General features: G+C 64.7%; 18 protein-coding genes and 1 pseudogene. 12 read left to right on the top strand and 7 right to left on the bottom strand.

Annotated elements, in window-relative coordinates; genetic code table 11:
- The first annotated feature begins 361 nt into the window (after positions 1–361).
- On the top strand, positions 362–562 hold the full coding sequence (locus ACQCSY_RS21875; RefSeq protein WP_427132131.1) for a ribbon-helix-helix protein, CopG family: 201 nt from the start codon (positions 362–364) through the stop codon (positions 560–562).
- Positions 559–927, top strand: a complete 369-nt coding sequence (locus ACQCSY_RS21870) for a type II toxin-antitoxin system death-on-curing family toxin (RefSeq protein WP_427132129.1) — start codon at positions 559–561, stop codon at positions 925–927. Before ACQCSY_RS21875 ends, ACQCSY_RS21870 begins: the two co-directional genes overlap by 4 nt.
- 728 nt (positions 928–1,655) lie before the next feature.
- Here ACQCSY_RS21870 and ACQCSY_RS21865 read toward each other — a convergent pair.
- Positions 1,656–2,048 (bottom strand): substrate-binding domain-containing protein, encoded by a 393-nt coding sequence (locus tag ACQCSY_RS21865; RefSeq protein WP_427132127.1) that lies wholly within the window; start codon positions 2,046–2,048, stop codon positions 1,656–1,658.
- 34 nt (positions 2,049–2,082) lie between these two features.
- Here ACQCSY_RS21865 and ACQCSY_RS21860 point away from each other — a divergent pair.
- Positions 2,083–2,372, top strand: a pseudogene (locus ACQCSY_RS21860) (sugar ABC transporter ATP-binding protein); the annotation flags it as partial.
- A gap of 359 nt (positions 2,373–2,731) precedes the next feature.
- Here ACQCSY_RS21860 and ACQCSY_RS21855 read toward each other — a convergent pair.
- The gene (locus ACQCSY_RS21855; protein WP_427132125.1) at positions 2,732–3,211 is read right to left on the bottom strand and encodes a winged helix-turn-helix transcriptional regulator; all 480 of its coding nucleotides are present in this window, start codon (positions 3,209–3,211) and stop codon (positions 2,732–2,734) included.
- Between the two features lie 6 nt (positions 3,212–3,217).
- Here ACQCSY_RS21855 and ACQCSY_RS21850 point away from each other — a divergent pair, with 6 nt between their 5' ends.
- The 4 genes from ACQCSY_RS21850 to ACQCSY_RS21835 all read left to right on the top strand — a co-directional run bounded on the left by ACQCSY_RS21850 (position 3,218) and on the right by ACQCSY_RS21835 (position 6,288).
- On the top strand, positions 3,218–4,348 hold the full coding sequence (locus ACQCSY_RS21850) for an MFS transporter (protein WP_427132123.1): 1,131 nt from the start codon (positions 3,218–3,220) through the stop codon (positions 4,346–4,348).
- 36 nt (positions 4,349–4,384) lie between these two features.
- On the top strand, positions 4,385–4,732 hold the full coding sequence (locus tag ACQCSY_RS21845; RefSeq protein WP_427132121.1) for a hypothetical protein: 348 nt from the start codon (positions 4,385–4,387) through the stop codon (positions 4,730–4,732).
- Positions 4,733–4,833: 101 nt separating this feature from the next.
- Positions 4,834–5,118, top strand: coding sequence for a hypothetical protein (locus ACQCSY_RS21840; RefSeq protein WP_427132119.1), 285 nt, complete (start codon positions 4,834–4,836; stop codon positions 5,116–5,118).
- Positions 5,119–5,373: 255 nt separating this feature from the next.
- Positions 5,374–6,288, top strand: a complete 915-nt coding sequence (locus ACQCSY_RS21835) for a 5'-3' exonuclease (protein ID WP_427136001.1) — start codon at positions 5,374–5,376, stop codon at positions 6,286–6,288.
- Between the two features lie 776 nt (positions 6,289–7,064).
- On the opposite strand, the gene ACQCSY_RS21830 is transcribed toward ACQCSY_RS21835, so the two are convergent.
- A complete protein-coding gene (locus ACQCSY_RS21830) occupies positions 7,065–7,430 on the bottom strand; it encodes a hypothetical protein (RefSeq protein WP_427132117.1) in 366 nt (121 codons plus the stop codon).
- 309 nt (positions 7,431–7,739) lie between these two features.
- On the opposite strand from ACQCSY_RS21830, the gene ACQCSY_RS21825 reads away from it, so the two are divergent.
- The 3 genes from ACQCSY_RS21825 (at position 7,740) to ACQCSY_RS21815 (ending at position 9,518) form a co-directional block, all read left to right on the top strand.
- Positions 7,740–8,651 carry an SDR family oxidoreductase gene (locus tag ACQCSY_RS21825; protein WP_427132115.1) on the top strand — a complete coding sequence of 304 codons (912 nt, stop codon included), beginning with the start codon at positions 7,740–7,742 and terminating at the stop codon, positions 8,649–8,651.
- Between the two features lie 301 nt (positions 8,652–8,952).
- Positions 8,953–9,153, top strand: coding sequence for a hypothetical protein (locus ACQCSY_RS21820; RefSeq protein ID WP_427135999.1), 201 nt, complete (start codon positions 8,953–8,955; stop codon positions 9,151–9,153).
- Positions 9,150–9,518 carry a type II toxin-antitoxin system death-on-curing family toxin gene (locus ACQCSY_RS21815; RefSeq protein ID WP_427132113.1) on the top strand — a complete coding sequence of 123 codons (369 nt, stop codon included), beginning with the start codon at positions 9,150–9,152 and terminating at the stop codon, positions 9,516–9,518. Before ACQCSY_RS21820 ends, ACQCSY_RS21815 begins: the two co-directional genes overlap by 4 nt.
- 913 nt (positions 9,519–10,431) lie before the next feature.
- Here the strand turns inward: ACQCSY_RS21815 and ACQCSY_RS21810 are convergent.
- Positions 10,432–11,490 (bottom strand): alpha/beta fold hydrolase, encoded by a 1,059-nt coding sequence (locus ACQCSY_RS21810; RefSeq protein WP_427135997.1) that lies wholly within the window; start codon positions 11,488–11,490, stop codon positions 10,432–10,434.
- 247 nt (positions 11,491–11,737) lie between these two features.
- On the opposite strand from ACQCSY_RS21810, the gene ACQCSY_RS21805 reads away from it, so the two are divergent.
- Positions 11,738–11,938, top strand: coding sequence for a DUF6194 family protein (locus ACQCSY_RS21805; protein WP_427135995.1), 201 nt, complete (start codon positions 11,738–11,740; stop codon positions 11,936–11,938).
- 392 nt (positions 11,939–12,330) lie between these two features.
- Complete coding sequence (locus ACQCSY_RS21800) at positions 12,331–12,498, top strand: DUF4913 domain-containing protein (protein WP_427135993.1); 168 nt, start codon at positions 12,331–12,333, stop codon at positions 12,496–12,498.
- Between the two features lie 151 nt (positions 12,499–12,649).
- On the opposite strand, the gene arfB is transcribed toward ACQCSY_RS21800, so the two are convergent.
- The 3 genes from arfB to ACQCSY_RS21785 form a co-directional block, all read right to left on the bottom strand.
- Positions 12,650–13,072: an alternative ribosome rescue aminoacyl-tRNA hydrolase ArfB gene (gene arfB / locus ACQCSY_RS21795; protein WP_427132111.1), complete on the bottom strand. Its 423-nt coding sequence runs from the start codon at positions 13,070–13,072 to the stop codon at positions 12,650–12,652.
- Between the two features lie 269 nt (positions 13,073–13,341).
- Positions 13,342–13,554, bottom strand: coding sequence for a hypothetical protein (locus ACQCSY_RS21790; protein WP_427132110.1), 213 nt, complete (start codon positions 13,552–13,554; stop codon positions 13,342–13,344).
- A 442-nt stretch (positions 13,555–13,996) separates the two neighbouring features.
- Positions 13,997–14,494, bottom strand: coding sequence for a hypothetical protein (locus tag ACQCSY_RS21785; RefSeq protein WP_427132108.1), 498 nt, complete (start codon positions 14,492–14,494; stop codon positions 13,997–13,999).
- Between the last annotated feature and the right edge of the window lie 76 nt (positions 14,495–14,570).

Raw genomic sequence — 14,570 nt, 5'->3', positions numbered from 1 at the left:
TTCGTCGTTCTCGACGACGCGGTGGCCCTCGACCCCAACGAATTCGTAGTCGTCCCCTTGTACGCGCAGATGCCTGCCACGATGTCCTTGCAGCGCTGGACGATCAGGTCCCAGTCAGCCTTGGGCTCGGTCCGGATCGAACATCCGAGCGGGGCAGCGTCAGGGATCACGTTGGGTGCTTCGCCTGCCATGCCGTTGTGCGCGCTCAGGCGAGGGATCGGTGGAGCGGGACTTGGGGTGGTACCTGGGCGGACTTGAGGAGATAAGGGCCAGTGGTAACAGACCGCGAACGTATTGACATCAGGTAGGAGGTCACTAAGGACCAGCCCCCGGTACCATTTGGGTACCATTTGGTTTGGCCATGAATCTGCGTGTTCCTGAGGACCTCGACCGTCGGCTTGATGAGCTTGCCGCCGAGGAGCATACGTCCAAGTCCGCCCTTCTGCTTCAGGGTGCCGAGTTGGTTCTGCAGCGCCACGGACGTCGCCGTGATATCAGCGAAGGTCTGGATTTTGTGATGAGCCATAACGCCGAGCTGCTCACCCGCCTCGAGGATGCGTGACCGAGTACCTCGAAATTGAGGACGCGATTCACATTGTCGACAGGTACGGGTTCCACATTCGTGACGTCGGACTGCTCGCCTCGGCCTTGGGCCGGCCGGCAACAACCGTCATGGGTGCGCAAGCCTATCCGCAGCTGGCCACGAAGGCGGCGGCGCTCCTGGAGTCGGCGGCTCGGTTCCATCCGCTCATCGACGGCAACAAGCGCACGGCGTGGACGCTCATGGTTCTCATGCTTTGGATCAATGGATACCGCCACAACTTCACCACTGATGAGGGTTTCGATCTGGTCGTTGGGGTGGCTGCCGGCAACGTGGATTTGCAGGATGCCGCTTCGTTGATTTCCCGGCACATGGTCCTACGGTAGGTGTGCCGCAGGGCCAAAAATGAGGGTGTGCACATTGTGCACGCGCTGGGCTTCGGACTGGGCCCTACAGGGCTCGGACTGGCCCGGATTCGGCATGTTTTCGGGAGTTCCCAGTGTTTGCAAGGGTTGGAAGCCGGTTCGAGTCCCACCTCGGGCACAGTGTTTCCGCAGGTCAGGGGCCGTTTTGGTCTCTGACTGTGCACAAAACTTTTTATGGGGCCTTGCGGGGGCCTCTTTTGGCTGGTGGCCGTTGGTGTGGCCGGGTGCCTCCTACCTTGGGTTGGCGATGGTTGAGGTTTCTTACTCCTTCAGGGCCCGGACTCGCCGGGGCAGCATGACCTGGATGGAGATGGAGATGGGGGAGTGGGGTGCCTGCTGATTGCCTGTTTCTCGACGCATGCATGTTCATGGCGTCATCCGTGGACTACCGCATGACTATGGGCTTGCACTTTGGAAGACGTCGCAACCTGAATGACTCCTGAATCCATCATCAAGGGATGTCTCGCAATCCGATAACCGGCCACATTTCGGGTTCCCAGACGGAAGGGCACCCACCGAATTACACGTTCGACGTCGTCGTCGGCCGCGCTTGCGCAGCGCCGGGTCAAGATCGGGCGGAATGATGACTTAGACGATTTCCTGGGGCTATTGGGTGGTCGGGTTAGTCGTCACAGGGCTGGTGGCGCCGTCGGGGACGCACACCGCATGCCCAGCTGGTGATCCCCTACTCAGTGCTCTGTCCTCAAGGGAACGGCGGTAATGTTGCGGACGGCCAGTGCGGTTTCCACGACGACCTCGAACGGCTGGGCGGCCTGCTGACCTTCCAGTGATGCGATGGCCATATTCATGACCTCGGGCGCCATGCGTGGCACGTCCTGCTTGACGCTGGTCAGCCCGACGTGGCTCATCTGGGCGAGCCTGCTGTCGTCCACGCCGACTATGGAGACGTCCTCGGGGACGCGAATGCCCGCTCGCGGCAGAGCGAACATCAGGCCGACGGCGCAGCGGTCATTGGCAGCGAGCACGGCTGTGCACGGCAAACCGTCGGCAAGGAGAATCTCTGCTGCCGCCGCGCCGGCTTCCTCCGTGTAGTCACCAGGCAGCACGCTGATGTGGGTCAAGACCAACGTCGCGCATGGCGGCGATGTAGCCACCGCGCTCGGCCTCAAGCAGTCCGGCGTCGTCCTCCGCTACATCCTCCAGGCCCGCGACCGCGGACTGGGTGTCACCTTCATCACCCACAACCCGCACCATGCCTTCCCCGTGGGGGCCGGTTCCTGCTGCTCAAGCGCGGTAAGTCGATCGACTACTACGAGAAGAAGGACATCACCCTTGAGGAGCTCCCGGCCCAGATGGCCGGGGGCGCCGAACTCGCCCACGAGCGCGAACAGCTGGGTGGCCACACGGACGTCGTCAAGGAGGCCCAGGCGGGGGTCACCGACGTTGCCGTTGCGGCGCCCGACAGCCCGCCCGGCCGAAATCAGGGAAGCGCTGTGAGAATTAGTCGATCGACAGAGTTGACTCTTCCCCCGGCTCAAGACTGGACTGGCTTCCTTGTTCGCGAACCAGTCTTGGCCTTCATATTAGAGAGCGCCTCTACGAGTCGGCGAGGGAGTCCTCACCACGCAAACCCGCGTTGGCTGAAGTCGCATAAGCGAAAGCAACTTAGGCGTGTGTCGGAGCCTGCCGCAATTAAATTGCGGCAGGCTCCAGGCATTGAATATGCACTCCACTGAGGTCGTCCACACCTTGCGCTGGGGAAAGCAAGCAGCCGTACGTGTTCCAGCGCGACGGCGGTTCTACGTTAGGCGATGCGGATCAGACCAGGCCCGGCGATGATCGCGATCTCGCCGTCCTGGACCTCGTGGTCGTGCTCGCACCGCAGTGCCGCACGTACCGGCGCGCCACAGCCGCGGTGGACGGCGACGACCGGCGGCCCGGCCTCGTCAGTTGTCCACGTATCGCCCCAGACCCGCAGAGCCGTGATCACGGGCTGGAGTTCCCGGCCTTTCTGCGTCAGATGGTACTCATGGCGAGTGCGCTGGCCCGGCTCGCGATACGGCACGCGCTCGAGCAACTCTGCCTGTACGAGGGCTTTGAGGCGAGCGGCCATGGCCGGCTCTCCGGCTCCGACTCGATCGACGAAGTCCTCGAAGCGGCGGGTGCCCAGGAAGGCCTCGCGCAGGATGAGCATCGCTGATCGGTTGCCCAGTATGTCGAGGGCGTGGGCGATGGTGCAGTTGGCCAATGACCACGTTTCTCGTGCGTCTCGCAGATCTTCCATATCGCCATGGGTGCGATGTTTACCGACCCCCATCGACGAACCGAGGTCATCACCGCATGGGCAGCGGCCTCTGGTATCGGTCTGGCAATTGGCCCGGTTCTGGCGGGCGTTCTGCTGCAGGTTGCTGACTGGCACGCCGTCTACGTCTCGACGATCGTGCTCGGTCTGATCACCCTTGGGGTTACCGCGCAGTGGGTCTCGGAGTCCCGCTCTCCGGGTGTTCGCGTCGACGTGCCCGGTCTGGTCCTCGCCACACTCACAGTGGCCGCGACCGTGTTCGCCCAGATCGAGGGCGGCCGCAACGGCTACGGCAGCCCCGTCGTCTTGTCAGCGTGGATCGTCGGGGCCGTCGCGCTCGTCCTCTTCGTTGTGGTAGAACTGCGGGTGCCGCAACCGATGCTGGACGTGCGGCTGTTCCGCTCTGCATCTTTCAGCGCCGTGATGCTGGTCGCTGCGGTATCGTTGTTCGGCTTCACCGGGGTCTCGATCGTGCTGGTGCTCCTCCTCCAGCAGGCGAAGGGCTTGAGCCCCCTCGACGCCGGCGTCCGGATGCTGGCGCTCTTGGGCGCCTATGTCGTCGTAGCGGCCGCGGTGGGCCCCCTGATCCGGCGGACCGGCTTCAAGGCGCCCCTTGCCGCAGGGCTCGGGCTCGGCGGCGTCGCCGCCCTGGCCCTCGCAGGGCAGGGCCCCGCGACCCCGTTCGCTGAACAGTGGCCACTGTTCGTTCTCTTCGGCGTCGGAGTCGGGCTCGTCGCTGCGCCCGCGACGGCGGCTGCCCTTGCCAGCGTCGCTCCTGCCCAAGCCGGCATGGCGTCGGGTGCCGTCAACGCTGCACGCCAGCTGGGTTCGGTGCTCGGACCCTCCGTACTGGGCACGCTGCTAACCACCACGATGCTCGCCCAACTGCCGAACCGGCTCGCCGAGCGCGGTCTGGACGGCCAGGCGGCGGCAGAGGCACAGGCGGCGGTCGTCGCCGGACATACGGCCGCCATCACACAGTCCGCTAGGGCAGCCGTAGGCGACGCGCTCGGCGCCGGCGTGCAGGCAGGGCTCCTCCTCACGGGAATCGTTTACCTGATTGCCGCACTGGCCGCCCTCACGCTCGTCCGCAACCGCCCTCACCGAATCACCAGTTGACTTCCGTGATGCCCGGTGGCTAGCGGAGCGAGTGCAATGTTCATGGTCTTGTTGAGGCTGCTCCAGTCGTGTTTCGAACGGCATTGCTCGGCGGCCCACGGCGAGCAGTGCGAGGGTGTCGTGCCGGGGCCAGATGGGTGGTGGAGCTGGGCTCAGCTTGCCTGCAAGCTGGCGGCGTCAGTCTCAAGGCTTAGCGAAGATGTCACGGGATTGACGGACGACAGCGGATTACGTTCGACGCAGCGGGTGGCCCGTTCGGCGATATTCGAGCGGCCGCTGGGGCTGGATCTAGCTACAACGCCGCTTGACCTGCAGTGGGAGGTTGCGTCTATCAGGAGGGAGGAGGCCGGTCGTGGCGCCGGCACGCGTGGCGAGAGGTTTTGATGTGGGCGTGCGAGAGCTGATCGGCCCATCAGCCACGAAGCCAAGGCAGGATAGCTAGGCTCTTAGTCGGTTCGGTCTCTGGGCGTTAGGGGTGGGCTTCGGTGCAAGGCCAGGACGGGCATGACCAAGGCACCAACCTTTTCGCGCGGTCGATAGGCAGCTCCATCGGTGTCGCCGTTTTCGGGGCTGTAGCGAACGCGGTCTGCGCCGGCACCCCGCACGGTGAGAAGGATCCGCATACAATCGTGTCGGCCTCCGCCGCCGTGTTCCTGGCCGTACTGATTGCTGACGCGCTTACCGTCGTCGCCGTTCTCGGGATGCCGGCCAGAAGCCACAAGGCCGCCACCCCCAGGGCGCCTGCCCAGGCCAGGTCGGCATCCTCGTAGTGTCCGGCGTCGGAAATTCGATTTAGAAGTCGTCTGAGGGTTGGAGGTTTAAGCGCGGAAAGGCATGGTTCAAACGACCCTCCCGCTCCGTTCCTGCGCCAAGGATTTAGACGGCGCTCGCACGGCTGCGCATCCGGCTCTGCCCGCAGGCGTTCAACTGGATTGCTCTACTCATCACCTTCATCACATCGGTCACCCCATGGGTGCCATGACGAAGCTTGCCGTGCCATGATCGGTGGTGTGACCGGACGACTGATGCTCCTGGATACGGCTTCGCTGTACTTCCGCGCCTTCTACGGGGTGCCCGATACCGTGCGAGCGCCGGATGGTTCCCCTGTCAATGCCGTTCGCGGGCTGCTGGACATGCTCGCACGGCTGGTGACCGACTTCGCGCCGAGCGAACTGGTGGCCTGCTGGGACGACAACTGGCGCCCGCACTGGCGGGTGGCGCTGCTTCCCGGGTACAAGGCGCACCGTCTCGCCGAGATCGTTCCCGGCGGCAACGACGTGGAGGAGACGCCCGAACTTCTCGTCGCGCAGGTCCCGATCATCCGGGAGTTGCTCGGCGCATTGGGCGTACCGGTCATTGGCGCGGAGGACTACGAGGCCGACGACGTGATCGGCACGCTGGCGACGCGGGCACGGATTCCGGTCGACATCGTCACCGGTGACCGCGACCTGTTCCAGCTCGTCGACGACGAGTCCGGTGTCCGCGTTATCTACACGGCTCGCGGGATGAGCAGGCTTGAGCTGGTCACCGACGCCGTCGTGGTGTCGAAGTACGGGGTCGCTCCGATCCGGTATCCGGACTTCGCGGTCATGCGCGGAGATCCGTCCGACGGGATCCCCGGTGTTCCCGGTGTGGGGGAAAAAACGGCGGCGGCTCTGCTGGCGGACTTCGGCGATCTCGAGGGGATCATCGAGGCTGCCCGGGATCCGGCGATGCCGCTGTCAGCGTCGGTGCGGTCGAGGATCACCGCTTCTTCGGCCTATCTCGAGGTGGCACCCCGTGTGGTGAAGGTCGCGCGCGACCTCGATCTCCGAGTGATGGACGCGCGCATCCATCCACTCGACGCCGACCGCCTCGACGCGCTGGGCGCGCTTTCCGAGAGGTGGGGCCTCGGTGGTTCGCTCGAGCGCGTAGTGCGCGCGCTCGGCGAGGCTAACTGACGCGGTGCCGTGGAGGGATGGATTTCCTGCTGATAGGCACGCACCGCTCGCGCGGCCGGATCTCGCCGCCGCGGAAAGCTGCTGCCTGAGCCAGGCGAGGGCGTGCGCGGAGTACTCCTGCGCTACTGGCGCGCCCGGTGTGAGGGCTCGAATGCATTCGGGGCCCGGTCCGGGAACCATTCGCTCCACTCCGCCCCCTCGGTAATACTCTCGCCTTGGAACACGACCTGTCCCGGTGGCGTCGGCAGGGCTTCGAACTGGGAGCGGCGCCTGTCCTTCTGCCGAACCATAACGCCGCGAACATGTCCGACACACAGTCGGAGCTGCCGTCGCCGGCGCACACGACGAGCGTCCGTGTGCTCGGATCCCGTCCGGCCAGAAGCTGAGCGGACGGTGTGTTCTTGCGGCGATCCCTGCTGCTCACGCGACCATTACTGGGCGTGCTCTCTTCTCTCCTTGCGGTGGACCTTCAAAGCTGAGTACGGATTCGAGTTAGCCTGACTCCCGGAGGGGTCCCTTCGCAGCCGCCTCTGATGGGTTCTTACCTCGTCGGCCTGCTTTTTCTGCGGTTCGACGCCGGTGGCGGCTCCACGGCGAGAGCCATTGGCGTGGCCGCGTCGACCTGAGCGATGCCACGGCGGCGCGGTTCTGCATCAGCAGAGCACCGGGGACGCCCGGGCCGGCCGGAGCGGTTCAGCGTGACGGACCGAGATTTCAACGGTCATGAATCGGTTCAATCCGGGGCGGTGCGGCGCGGGGACAGCCCCGTGTGGACGTCAGAGAAGCTCCCGGATCGCCTGGATGCGACCCTGGTGGCTACCCAGAGTCTGCGACGGGAGCCGCGGCGTGGCTTCCGGCGAACGCGGCGCCCATGTTGTCCGCCCTGGACGGAGGTCGCGACGAATCGTGAGAGAAGCCTGTTGAGCGTCTCGATGTCCGTCCCGATCCCAGTCGGCGGATGCTTCGCGCGTGCGTTTCTGACCATACTGGACGCTCCGGTGGCCGATCTCGCGGCCGGTCCACGTCAGGGCGATCAGGACACCGACGGCCAACATCAGTTCACGCCGCACCGCCGTGCTGTCGGCCCACCGGATGATTTCCCGCATGGCGTCGTGCCGCTCGACCCGGCCGGGTGGCGCCATGGGCGGCCTGTGTCCAGGCGCGGACGTTGCGGTGGATGGCTGCGCAGTGGCGGCCTCTGCACCGGACGCAGGACAAATGTTTCGCGGGCGCTTGACCCACTGGGCGGGGCAGGGCACGCTGGGCCACAGAGGCTGGCATTGAGCGCCTCGCGTTTGAAAGCAGCATGAATCTGACCAAATGCCTGGCCGGACGCGCGGTCGTTCGGACACTCCTGAATCTGTCCGGATCCTGTCGATGGCACAGCGGACTTCACGCCACACCGAGCGGCGCACCAAGCGCCAGCGGCAACCAAGAGTGAGGACGCAGGAATGAGCGGCAGCGGACCTGTACTTGTGGTGGGTGGCACCGGCATGCTCGGGGGCCAGGTTGTCAGGGAGCTGCTGGCCCGAGGTAAGCGGACGCGAGCCCTGGTTCGCCCCGGCTCCGACGCGACCGGTCTCCAAACCGCTGGGGTCGACATTGCCCGAGGCGACATGATGGACCCCGGTTCGCTGCTGAGCGCCATGGATGGCATCGATGCCGTGATCACCTCGGCGGCCGGCTATACGCGGCACAGCAAGGGTGACAGCGCGGATATCGACACGGTGGGCAACGCTAACCTCGTCGAGGCAGCCAGTCGCGCCGGAGTCCGCAGGTTCGTGCTCACGAGCATCCTCAGTTGTGACCAGACTCCACAGGTCCCGCACTTTTGGCACAAGAAGCTCGCCGAGGACAGGCTGGAAGAACTTGGTGTCCCGTTCGTGGCGCTGCGTCCCGGTGCGTTCCTCGACCAGGTCACGCGGTTCGGTGGCGACCCGTTCATCAAGCGGCGGCTCACGTGGTTCGGGTCAGCTCGGATCCCGCTGACTTTCGTGCTGACCTCCGACCTCGCCAGTTACCTCGCCGACGCGGTCGACGCTGAAGGAGTCAACGGTGAGCGTATCGAGATCGGCTGGGACCGCCCGGTCACTATGCAGGACATCGCTGCCATCGCCGGGCGGCTCCTCGACGAGCACATCGGTGTCCGGTCCATCCCGACCGGCCTCATTCGCGCGATCGGCGTCCTGCTCGCGCCGGTCAACCCGATGGCCAAGGACTTGGCGGCGATGATTGACTGGTTCCAGACGGGCCGCTACATCGCCGACACCACGCGCCAAAGCGAGGTCTTCGGCACGCCACCAACCGCCGAGGACGCCATTGCCAGGTTCGTCACTGGTCTCGGACACCCGGTTCGCGGATAGCTGCCGGGAAGACTGGGTTCGCCGCGCTCGAGGCACCGTGGTGCGGGTGGCCCCAAAACTCGCCAGACCTCTCGACCGTCGTGTCTGCTGCACCTAGCTGTCGGGTGGCGGGCGTACTCTCGGTGCCGGATGCCTTCCAGACCTCCGGCGTCACTCGGAGGTGAATCGCCGGCGCCGAACACAATCCCACTATCGGGCTTTCGATCGGAATGAGCTGGTCAATGATGCGAAACGAAGCGGTGACGGGGACCGGCGAGATCCGAATTGGCAGGTACTGGTTTGGTACCATGTGAGTGTGGCTATGAATCTGCGTGTACCCGAAGAACTTGACCGGCAGCTGGGGCAACTCGCGGCCGAGGAGCACACCTCCAAGTCGGCGCTGCTTCTTCAGGGCGCGGAGTTGGTTCTGCAGCGGCGCCGACGCAGCCGCGATATCAGTGCCGGTCTGGACTTTGTGATGACTCATGACGCTGAGCTGCTGAAGCGGCTTGGGGACGCGTGACTGCCGACCTCGAAATTGAGGATGCCTTGCAGGTGATCGACAGGTACGGCTTCCACATCCGTGACGTGGGCCTGCTGGCCTCGGCCCTGACGCGCCCGGCAACCACGGTCATGGGCGTTGAGGCCTATCCTGCGTTGCCGCTGAAGACGGCGGCGCTCCTGGAATCCGTGGCCCGCTTCCGCCCGTTGATTGACGGCAACAAACGGACGGCCTGGACTCTGATGGTGCTGATGCTCTGGATCAACGGGTGCCGCCATGATTTCACTACAGATGAGGGCTTTGACGTTGTCGTGGGTGTGGCTGCCGGCGACATCGGACTCGAACGCAGCGCCGCCTTGATCTCGGAGCACCTGCTACCGCGGTAGCAGTGCGCAAAAGTCTCAAACCATTGAGCCATCTGTGGGCCAGGCCTCTGACGGGGGCGCTAAACGCCGGCAATGAGCCTCTCCGCATGCTTCGCTATCAGCGTGGTCTTGCCATTACTGCTGTTGCCGCCGATGGTATTTGCTGAAGGAGGCGGCTAAATCGTGAAATCCATTGAGTCATCCAGTTGTGTCGAGGTGCTGTCGACTGTCAGCCGCATCGTAGAGGCGCGGCCCCGGGGCGGAAAAGGTGTCGAGCGGCCCCCAAGCCCCTCAGTCCCGCGCGTTCCGCTGCTCCCGGTTGGTCACTGGAGAACGAGAAAGGAGGGTGTGCACAATGGGCAAACCCTGGGCTTTGGATTGGGTCGTATTCGGTTCGAACTGGGCGGTATTGGGGACGTTTTCAGGGGAGTGGCGGGTTTCCGGGAGTTGGAATGCGGTTCGAGTCCCGCCTCGGGCACAGTGTTTCCGCAGGTCAGGGCCCTTGGGCCGCTGGCTGTGCACAAATCTTCTTTGATGGGCCCCCTGCGGGCCCATTTTTGTTGGTGGCCGTTGGTGTGGCCGGGTGCCTCTTTCCTTGGGGTGGGCGACGATTCGGGCCTTGTTACTCCTACATGGCCGTGCAGGGTCTGGGCAACATGACTTGATTGGGCTGGGGGAGAGAGACGGTGCCAGTCAGTTGCCTATTAGTGTTTGCGGCGTTCATGGCGTGGGTCCGTAGGTCCCTACGCCCGACGCCGACATCCACGCCCTTTACTCCGCCACAACATAGACACCCAGACGGATTTCGGCAGCCATTGACCACCTAAGGGAAGAATTAGCTGGGAGACTCGCGGGTATTGCCGACGACCGAAGACTTTGACCCGCGAGCCGAGGACGGCTAATCGTCATGTCCTAAACGGTCGATGAGTCCACGTCATTTGATGCGTGGATGTCGCGGTGTTGTCGTTCTGGACAGCGTCCAGGACCCGAATACCGGGCCGCCTTGTGGCCTTGGGCTGATGGGCGTGAAGCTGCGGCTGCCGGTTTCCGGGTCAGCTTGCTTGCCAGCAGCGGACGTCTCAGGGGACCGCAGGTCATTGAGGAGCTGTTGCACTTGCTCCGGCCGCTCGATGTTGGCGAAGTGGCCGCAGCGGGGGATCGTCACCAGCCGGACATGCGGGACTATCGCGGCCAACCGGACCAGGTCCGACGGCGGCGTGAACACATCGTTCTCCCCGCGGGTCGCCAACACCGGGCAGCGGATGCCGCGCCAATGGCCAAAATCGTAGTGCGCCGCGGCCCGGGCAGCCGCGGAGAAACTGGCCGGCCGGGCATCATCGCCGAGCCCGCGGATCAGCCTCCCGGAAACGGCTGCGGGATCCGCGAAGAACGGGGACATCAGCAGTCCCATCACAGGTGTCGCACCGACTGCCCGGACCAGCGCCGAGCCTGCCGGACCGAGGACCGCCAGGGAGCGCATGACCAGCAGCATGCCGACAAACGCCGGGAACCTGCACAGGCTGCGCAGTGGCTCCCGGGACGCCCCGGACACGCCGAATGTGGTGGCGGAAATGGTGGCAACGCTGGCGGTCCGCTCCGGCCACCCCGCGGCAATGTGCATTGCCAGGAAGCCTCCCATGGAGTGGCCCACCAGGTTCCACCGCGGGTAGCCGAGCGAGTCCAGTATCTCGATGACAGCGCGGGCCATCGCCTCGATGCTGAAATCTTCCAGCCGGGCGCCCTGCGTGGATTCGCCCCAGCCCGGCAGATCAATCAGTACCCGATCATGGGCCGGCGCCCCGGAAAGCAGCGACCGGAAGGTAGTCCAGGATCCCGCGGCGCCGTGAAGGTAGACATCCGCTGTCCCGGATGCAGCGCCCCCGCCTCCGGTGCCCTGCTGTATACGCACGGTGGCGGGACCCAGCCTCGTGGAAAGGATCTGCCGCCGCAGCGCGGCCGCTCCCGTGGAGGCGGTTTCCTGCTGAACACTCATGGTCACTCTCTGCTCCTGGTCTCTGAACCCTATTCGGAGCCGCGGGAGAACCGGATGGGACGTGCAGGCGCCCGGCGCGGGGGACAGGACGACAGCGGGCACCGCAAGGTAATTGGCATGCTCACTGCTGGCGCGTGAGTGAAACACTGGAGGGCATGAATATCGAAGACATCCGTTCCTTCGTCCAGGGTCCCGACGGCGCTTTGGTGTTCACTCCCGGGCCGGCTGACGGCCCTCCCGAGATCGCCTGGGGCGATTCGTTTTCTTCTACGCCCCCGAAGGCACAATGCCTGAGGCGACGCAACCGTTCGCGACGATCGTGACCAGGAACTACCCGGGCGACGACCAGTCAGATCTGGACCGTCCCGGAGCATTCCGGGTGAACATCGCGGCCGGCAACGCCGCCTTTGTCGAGGTGTGCCCATTGTCCGCACCCGCGTGCGTGTGATGCCGTGGCTCATCGGTGACACCACTCCTTGGCTATTTCTGCTGACACGAGTTCATGCACCCATGAGGTCTGTGTGAATGACTTTCCGAATGCTCTGGCGGGACGCCCGCCATGGACTGTGTCAGGAACGTCCACCGCAGGGTGGTGTGCGGGACCGGGGCCTTCTTCCGTCGCCGTTCTTGCTGTGGTTGATCAGTCATGCCTGTCCATATCTGGATGCGCGGTTATCGACATGACTTCCTGAGCGTGCTCTTGTACCTTGGTCGTCCTCGATTGCTCTGGCGCGTCATCAGACAGCGGCATCAACGGCGATGGGCGGGCGGGGGTGATTGGTCGGAAGCGAAGGCGCCGGTCGCGTCGTCGAGCATCTGCGCCTCGACGGAGCCGAAGGAATGAGCGTGTGGTGGCGTGACCACGCCGGCCACCACATGCGTGTCCTGTTGGACCGCCAGGGCCCCTTCTACAACTGCGACAAATCCGGTCACGGGGACTCTGAACACTTGGAGCCCAAGAAGGTACCTGCCGGTTGGTTTCCGGGCGTGAGGACGGCCCGAGCTTGAATCAACCGTGCCTGAGGACGCCCGCGCAGGACGATGCCCACACCTGCATTCGTCGGGCTGAGCATCGCCGAGTTCGTCTATTTCACTACGAGCAGGTCGCTATTTACACGCTCCCGCTGCCCCGCGGCTGAAAATTGTCGACTGGACGGTGCTACTCGGCGGACGGACGCTTTCGTTGCCGTTTCGTTGCCGCACGCTGTTCCTTTGCAGCGAGGCGCCGACGGTTCGAGCCCCGGGTGGGTTTGGTCGCCCGGCGGCGGGCAGCTTCGGGAGCAAGACCCTCTGCCACGAGGTCGGAGAGCTTGGCCAGGGCGATCTCGCGATTGCGCAGCTGAGAGCGCCGCTCGGAGGCGGTCACGGTGATCACTCCGGCGATGAGACGTCGTCCGAGACGCGTGACCAGCATCAGCCGTTGGCCATCGGAAAGCGCCGCCGAGTCGCCGACGTTCCACGAGAGTTCGACGCGGCTGTCCGAGGTGTTGACGTGTTGACCGCCTGGCCCGGACGAACGCGAGAACCGCCAGCCGAGTTCCGACGTGGGAATCGTGAGCGCGGGCGACACCTCCAGATCCATGCAACCAGCGTTGCACGATATGGGCGGGATCGAAGACCGCATATCCGGCTCGCTGCCGTAATTCTTATCGACCCGGGCCAGGAAGCCCGCGAGGGAGATGAAAATTGTAGTAGTCGCAGTACTGAAATTTCTGATTCACATTCGTGTCGATGCCTGCCATCACCGCACACGTTTCATGGCTTTCGTGCCGCGGGGACGCTCTGGCGGCACGGTCCGCACGGGGTCTCGGCGCTGGCCTGTACCCCTACGGGTGCGCCGATGGCGCCGCTTCAGGCAATGCCCTGGGCGCGGTAATTTTGCCTGGCGCCGACTGCGCCTTCAGCGTCTGCTGCCCTGAAGCGCTGCATCTCAGAGTCGGCCTGCATGGTCGCGCTCAATAACGAGACCGAAAGGAACATCGCACGACAGGTGGTTGGCACCCCTCTGTCGTCCATCCAGAAACTCATTCCAAATTTTTTCTCTGCCCATGCGCGACGCGCCATGAGACGCATCCTCGCGTCCATGAGTACTCCGGCAGATGAACTTATCTTTCGGCTGACTTCTTTCGTGCGGCTTTGGCCTAGGCGTCCGGGACGGCGAGGGAGACATAGTTTGCTTTTTTGGGGGATCCCCTCCATGACCATGTAGTTGTCAAACCGCTGTGCGTGGATGCGAATGAGCTTCCGCCTGACGTCAGGGCCTGTGGTGGCGGGGTTCCGTCCATTCGTTGCCTTTCTCGAGTATCGAGACGGCACCTGCGCACGCTCAGTACGCCAGGGCCCTCAGGCGGCCCGCTCCAAAGCGGCCAGGAAGCCCAGCCGCTGCGGTGTGGCGATCAATGCGGGTTCGGGTCCAGGCGGGCTTGTTCAGCCTGCCGAGGGTCACCGGCTTGAATTTGATCCTGGGCATGTCGGCCAGGTGTGGAAACGCCCGGAACCTCCCCGGTCACCTGCGGGTGCGCCGGCCGGCCCGCTTGGCGAAGGCATCCAGGGCCGCGAGCATGTCGGGAGCCCGCCAGAGCCGGCCCTTCTTGTACTTGGCGACTCCGACGACGATGCCGGCTTCTTCGAGCGCATCCAGGGCACGCTTCTGCCGTATATAGTCCAGGCCGAGCTTGGATTCCAGGATGGCGGCATTCACAACCGGCTGTCCGGCAAGGAGGTCCAGGACCGGCCAGACCGCCGAGTCGCGGCGAGCGGTGATTTTCGAGGCCCAGCCGTAGGTGATGGCTACGACGTCGTTGGCGAGACGGGCGCCGTTATCGATGGCCCTGAGCGACGCTTCGGCGGTGACCGTGATGATCGGTTCCGGGTCCCCGGGGCGGTAGTCGGTGAGGGCGTCGTCGTAGGCGCCAACGATGGCCAGCAGGCCGGCGGAGACGGGGACGGTGATCCGGAGGCCCCGCACGTAATCGAACCGGTCTTCCGCGTCGCTCTTTTCCAACTCGCCACGCTGGACCGCCCGGCACAGCAGCGAGAGCACCTGCGAACGAAGCAGTGTGGGGCTACCAGCTGGTGCT

This window comes from Pseudarthrobacter sp. S9 (genome assembly GCF_050156545.1).
GTDB lineage: Bacteria > Actinomycetota > Actinomycetes > Actinomycetales > Micrococcaceae > Arthrobacter.
The sequence above is the reverse complement of the archived record's forward strand: the minus strand, read 5'-3'. Positions and strand labels throughout refer to the sequence as shown.

Coding starts and splice junctions, on each gene's coding strand:
- arfB (WP_427132111.1), bottom strand. CDS start 13,072: ATGGATCTGGAGGTGTCGCCCGCGCTCACGATTCCCACGTCGGAACTC.
- ACQCSY_RS21820 (WP_427135999.1), top strand. CDS start 8,953: ATGAATCTGCGTGTACCCGAAGAACTTGACCGGCAGCTGGGGCAACTC.
- ACQCSY_RS21810 (WP_427135997.1), bottom strand. CDS start 11,490: ATGAGTGTTCAGCAGGAAACCGCCTCCACGGGAGCGGCCGCGCTGCGG.
- ACQCSY_RS21790 (WP_427132110.1), bottom strand. CDS start 13,554: ATGGCGCGTCGCGCATGGGCAGAGAAAAAATTTGGAATGAGTTTCTGG.
- ACQCSY_RS21825 (WP_427132115.1), top strand. CDS start 7,740: ATGAGCGGCAGCGGACCTGTACTTGTGGTGGGTGGCACCGGCATGCTC.
- ACQCSY_RS21835 (WP_427136001.1), top strand. CDS start 5,374: ATGCTCCTGGATACGGCTTCGCTGTACTTCCGCGCCTTCTACGGGGTG.
- ACQCSY_RS21830 (WP_427132117.1), bottom strand. CDS start 7,430: ATGGCGCCACCCGGCCGGGTCGAGCGGCACGACGCCATGCGGGAAATC.
- ACQCSY_RS21850 (WP_427132123.1), top strand. CDS start 3,218: ATGGGTGCGATGTTTACCGACCCCCATCGACGAACCGAGGTCATCACC.
- ACQCSY_RS21800 (WP_427135993.1), top strand. CDS start 12,331: ATGAGCGTGTGGTGGCGTGACCACGCCGGCCACCACATGCGTGTCCTG.
- ACQCSY_RS21855 (WP_427132125.1), bottom strand. CDS start 3,211: ATGGAAGATCTGCGAGACGCACGAGAAACGTGGTCATTGGCCAACTGC.
- ACQCSY_RS21875 (WP_427132131.1), top strand. CDS start 362: ATGAATCTGCGTGTTCCTGAGGACCTCGACCGTCGGCTTGATGAGCTT.
- ACQCSY_RS21845 (WP_427132121.1), top strand. CDS start 4,385: ATGTTCATGGTCTTGTTGAGGCTGCTCCAGTCGTGTTTCGAACGGCAT.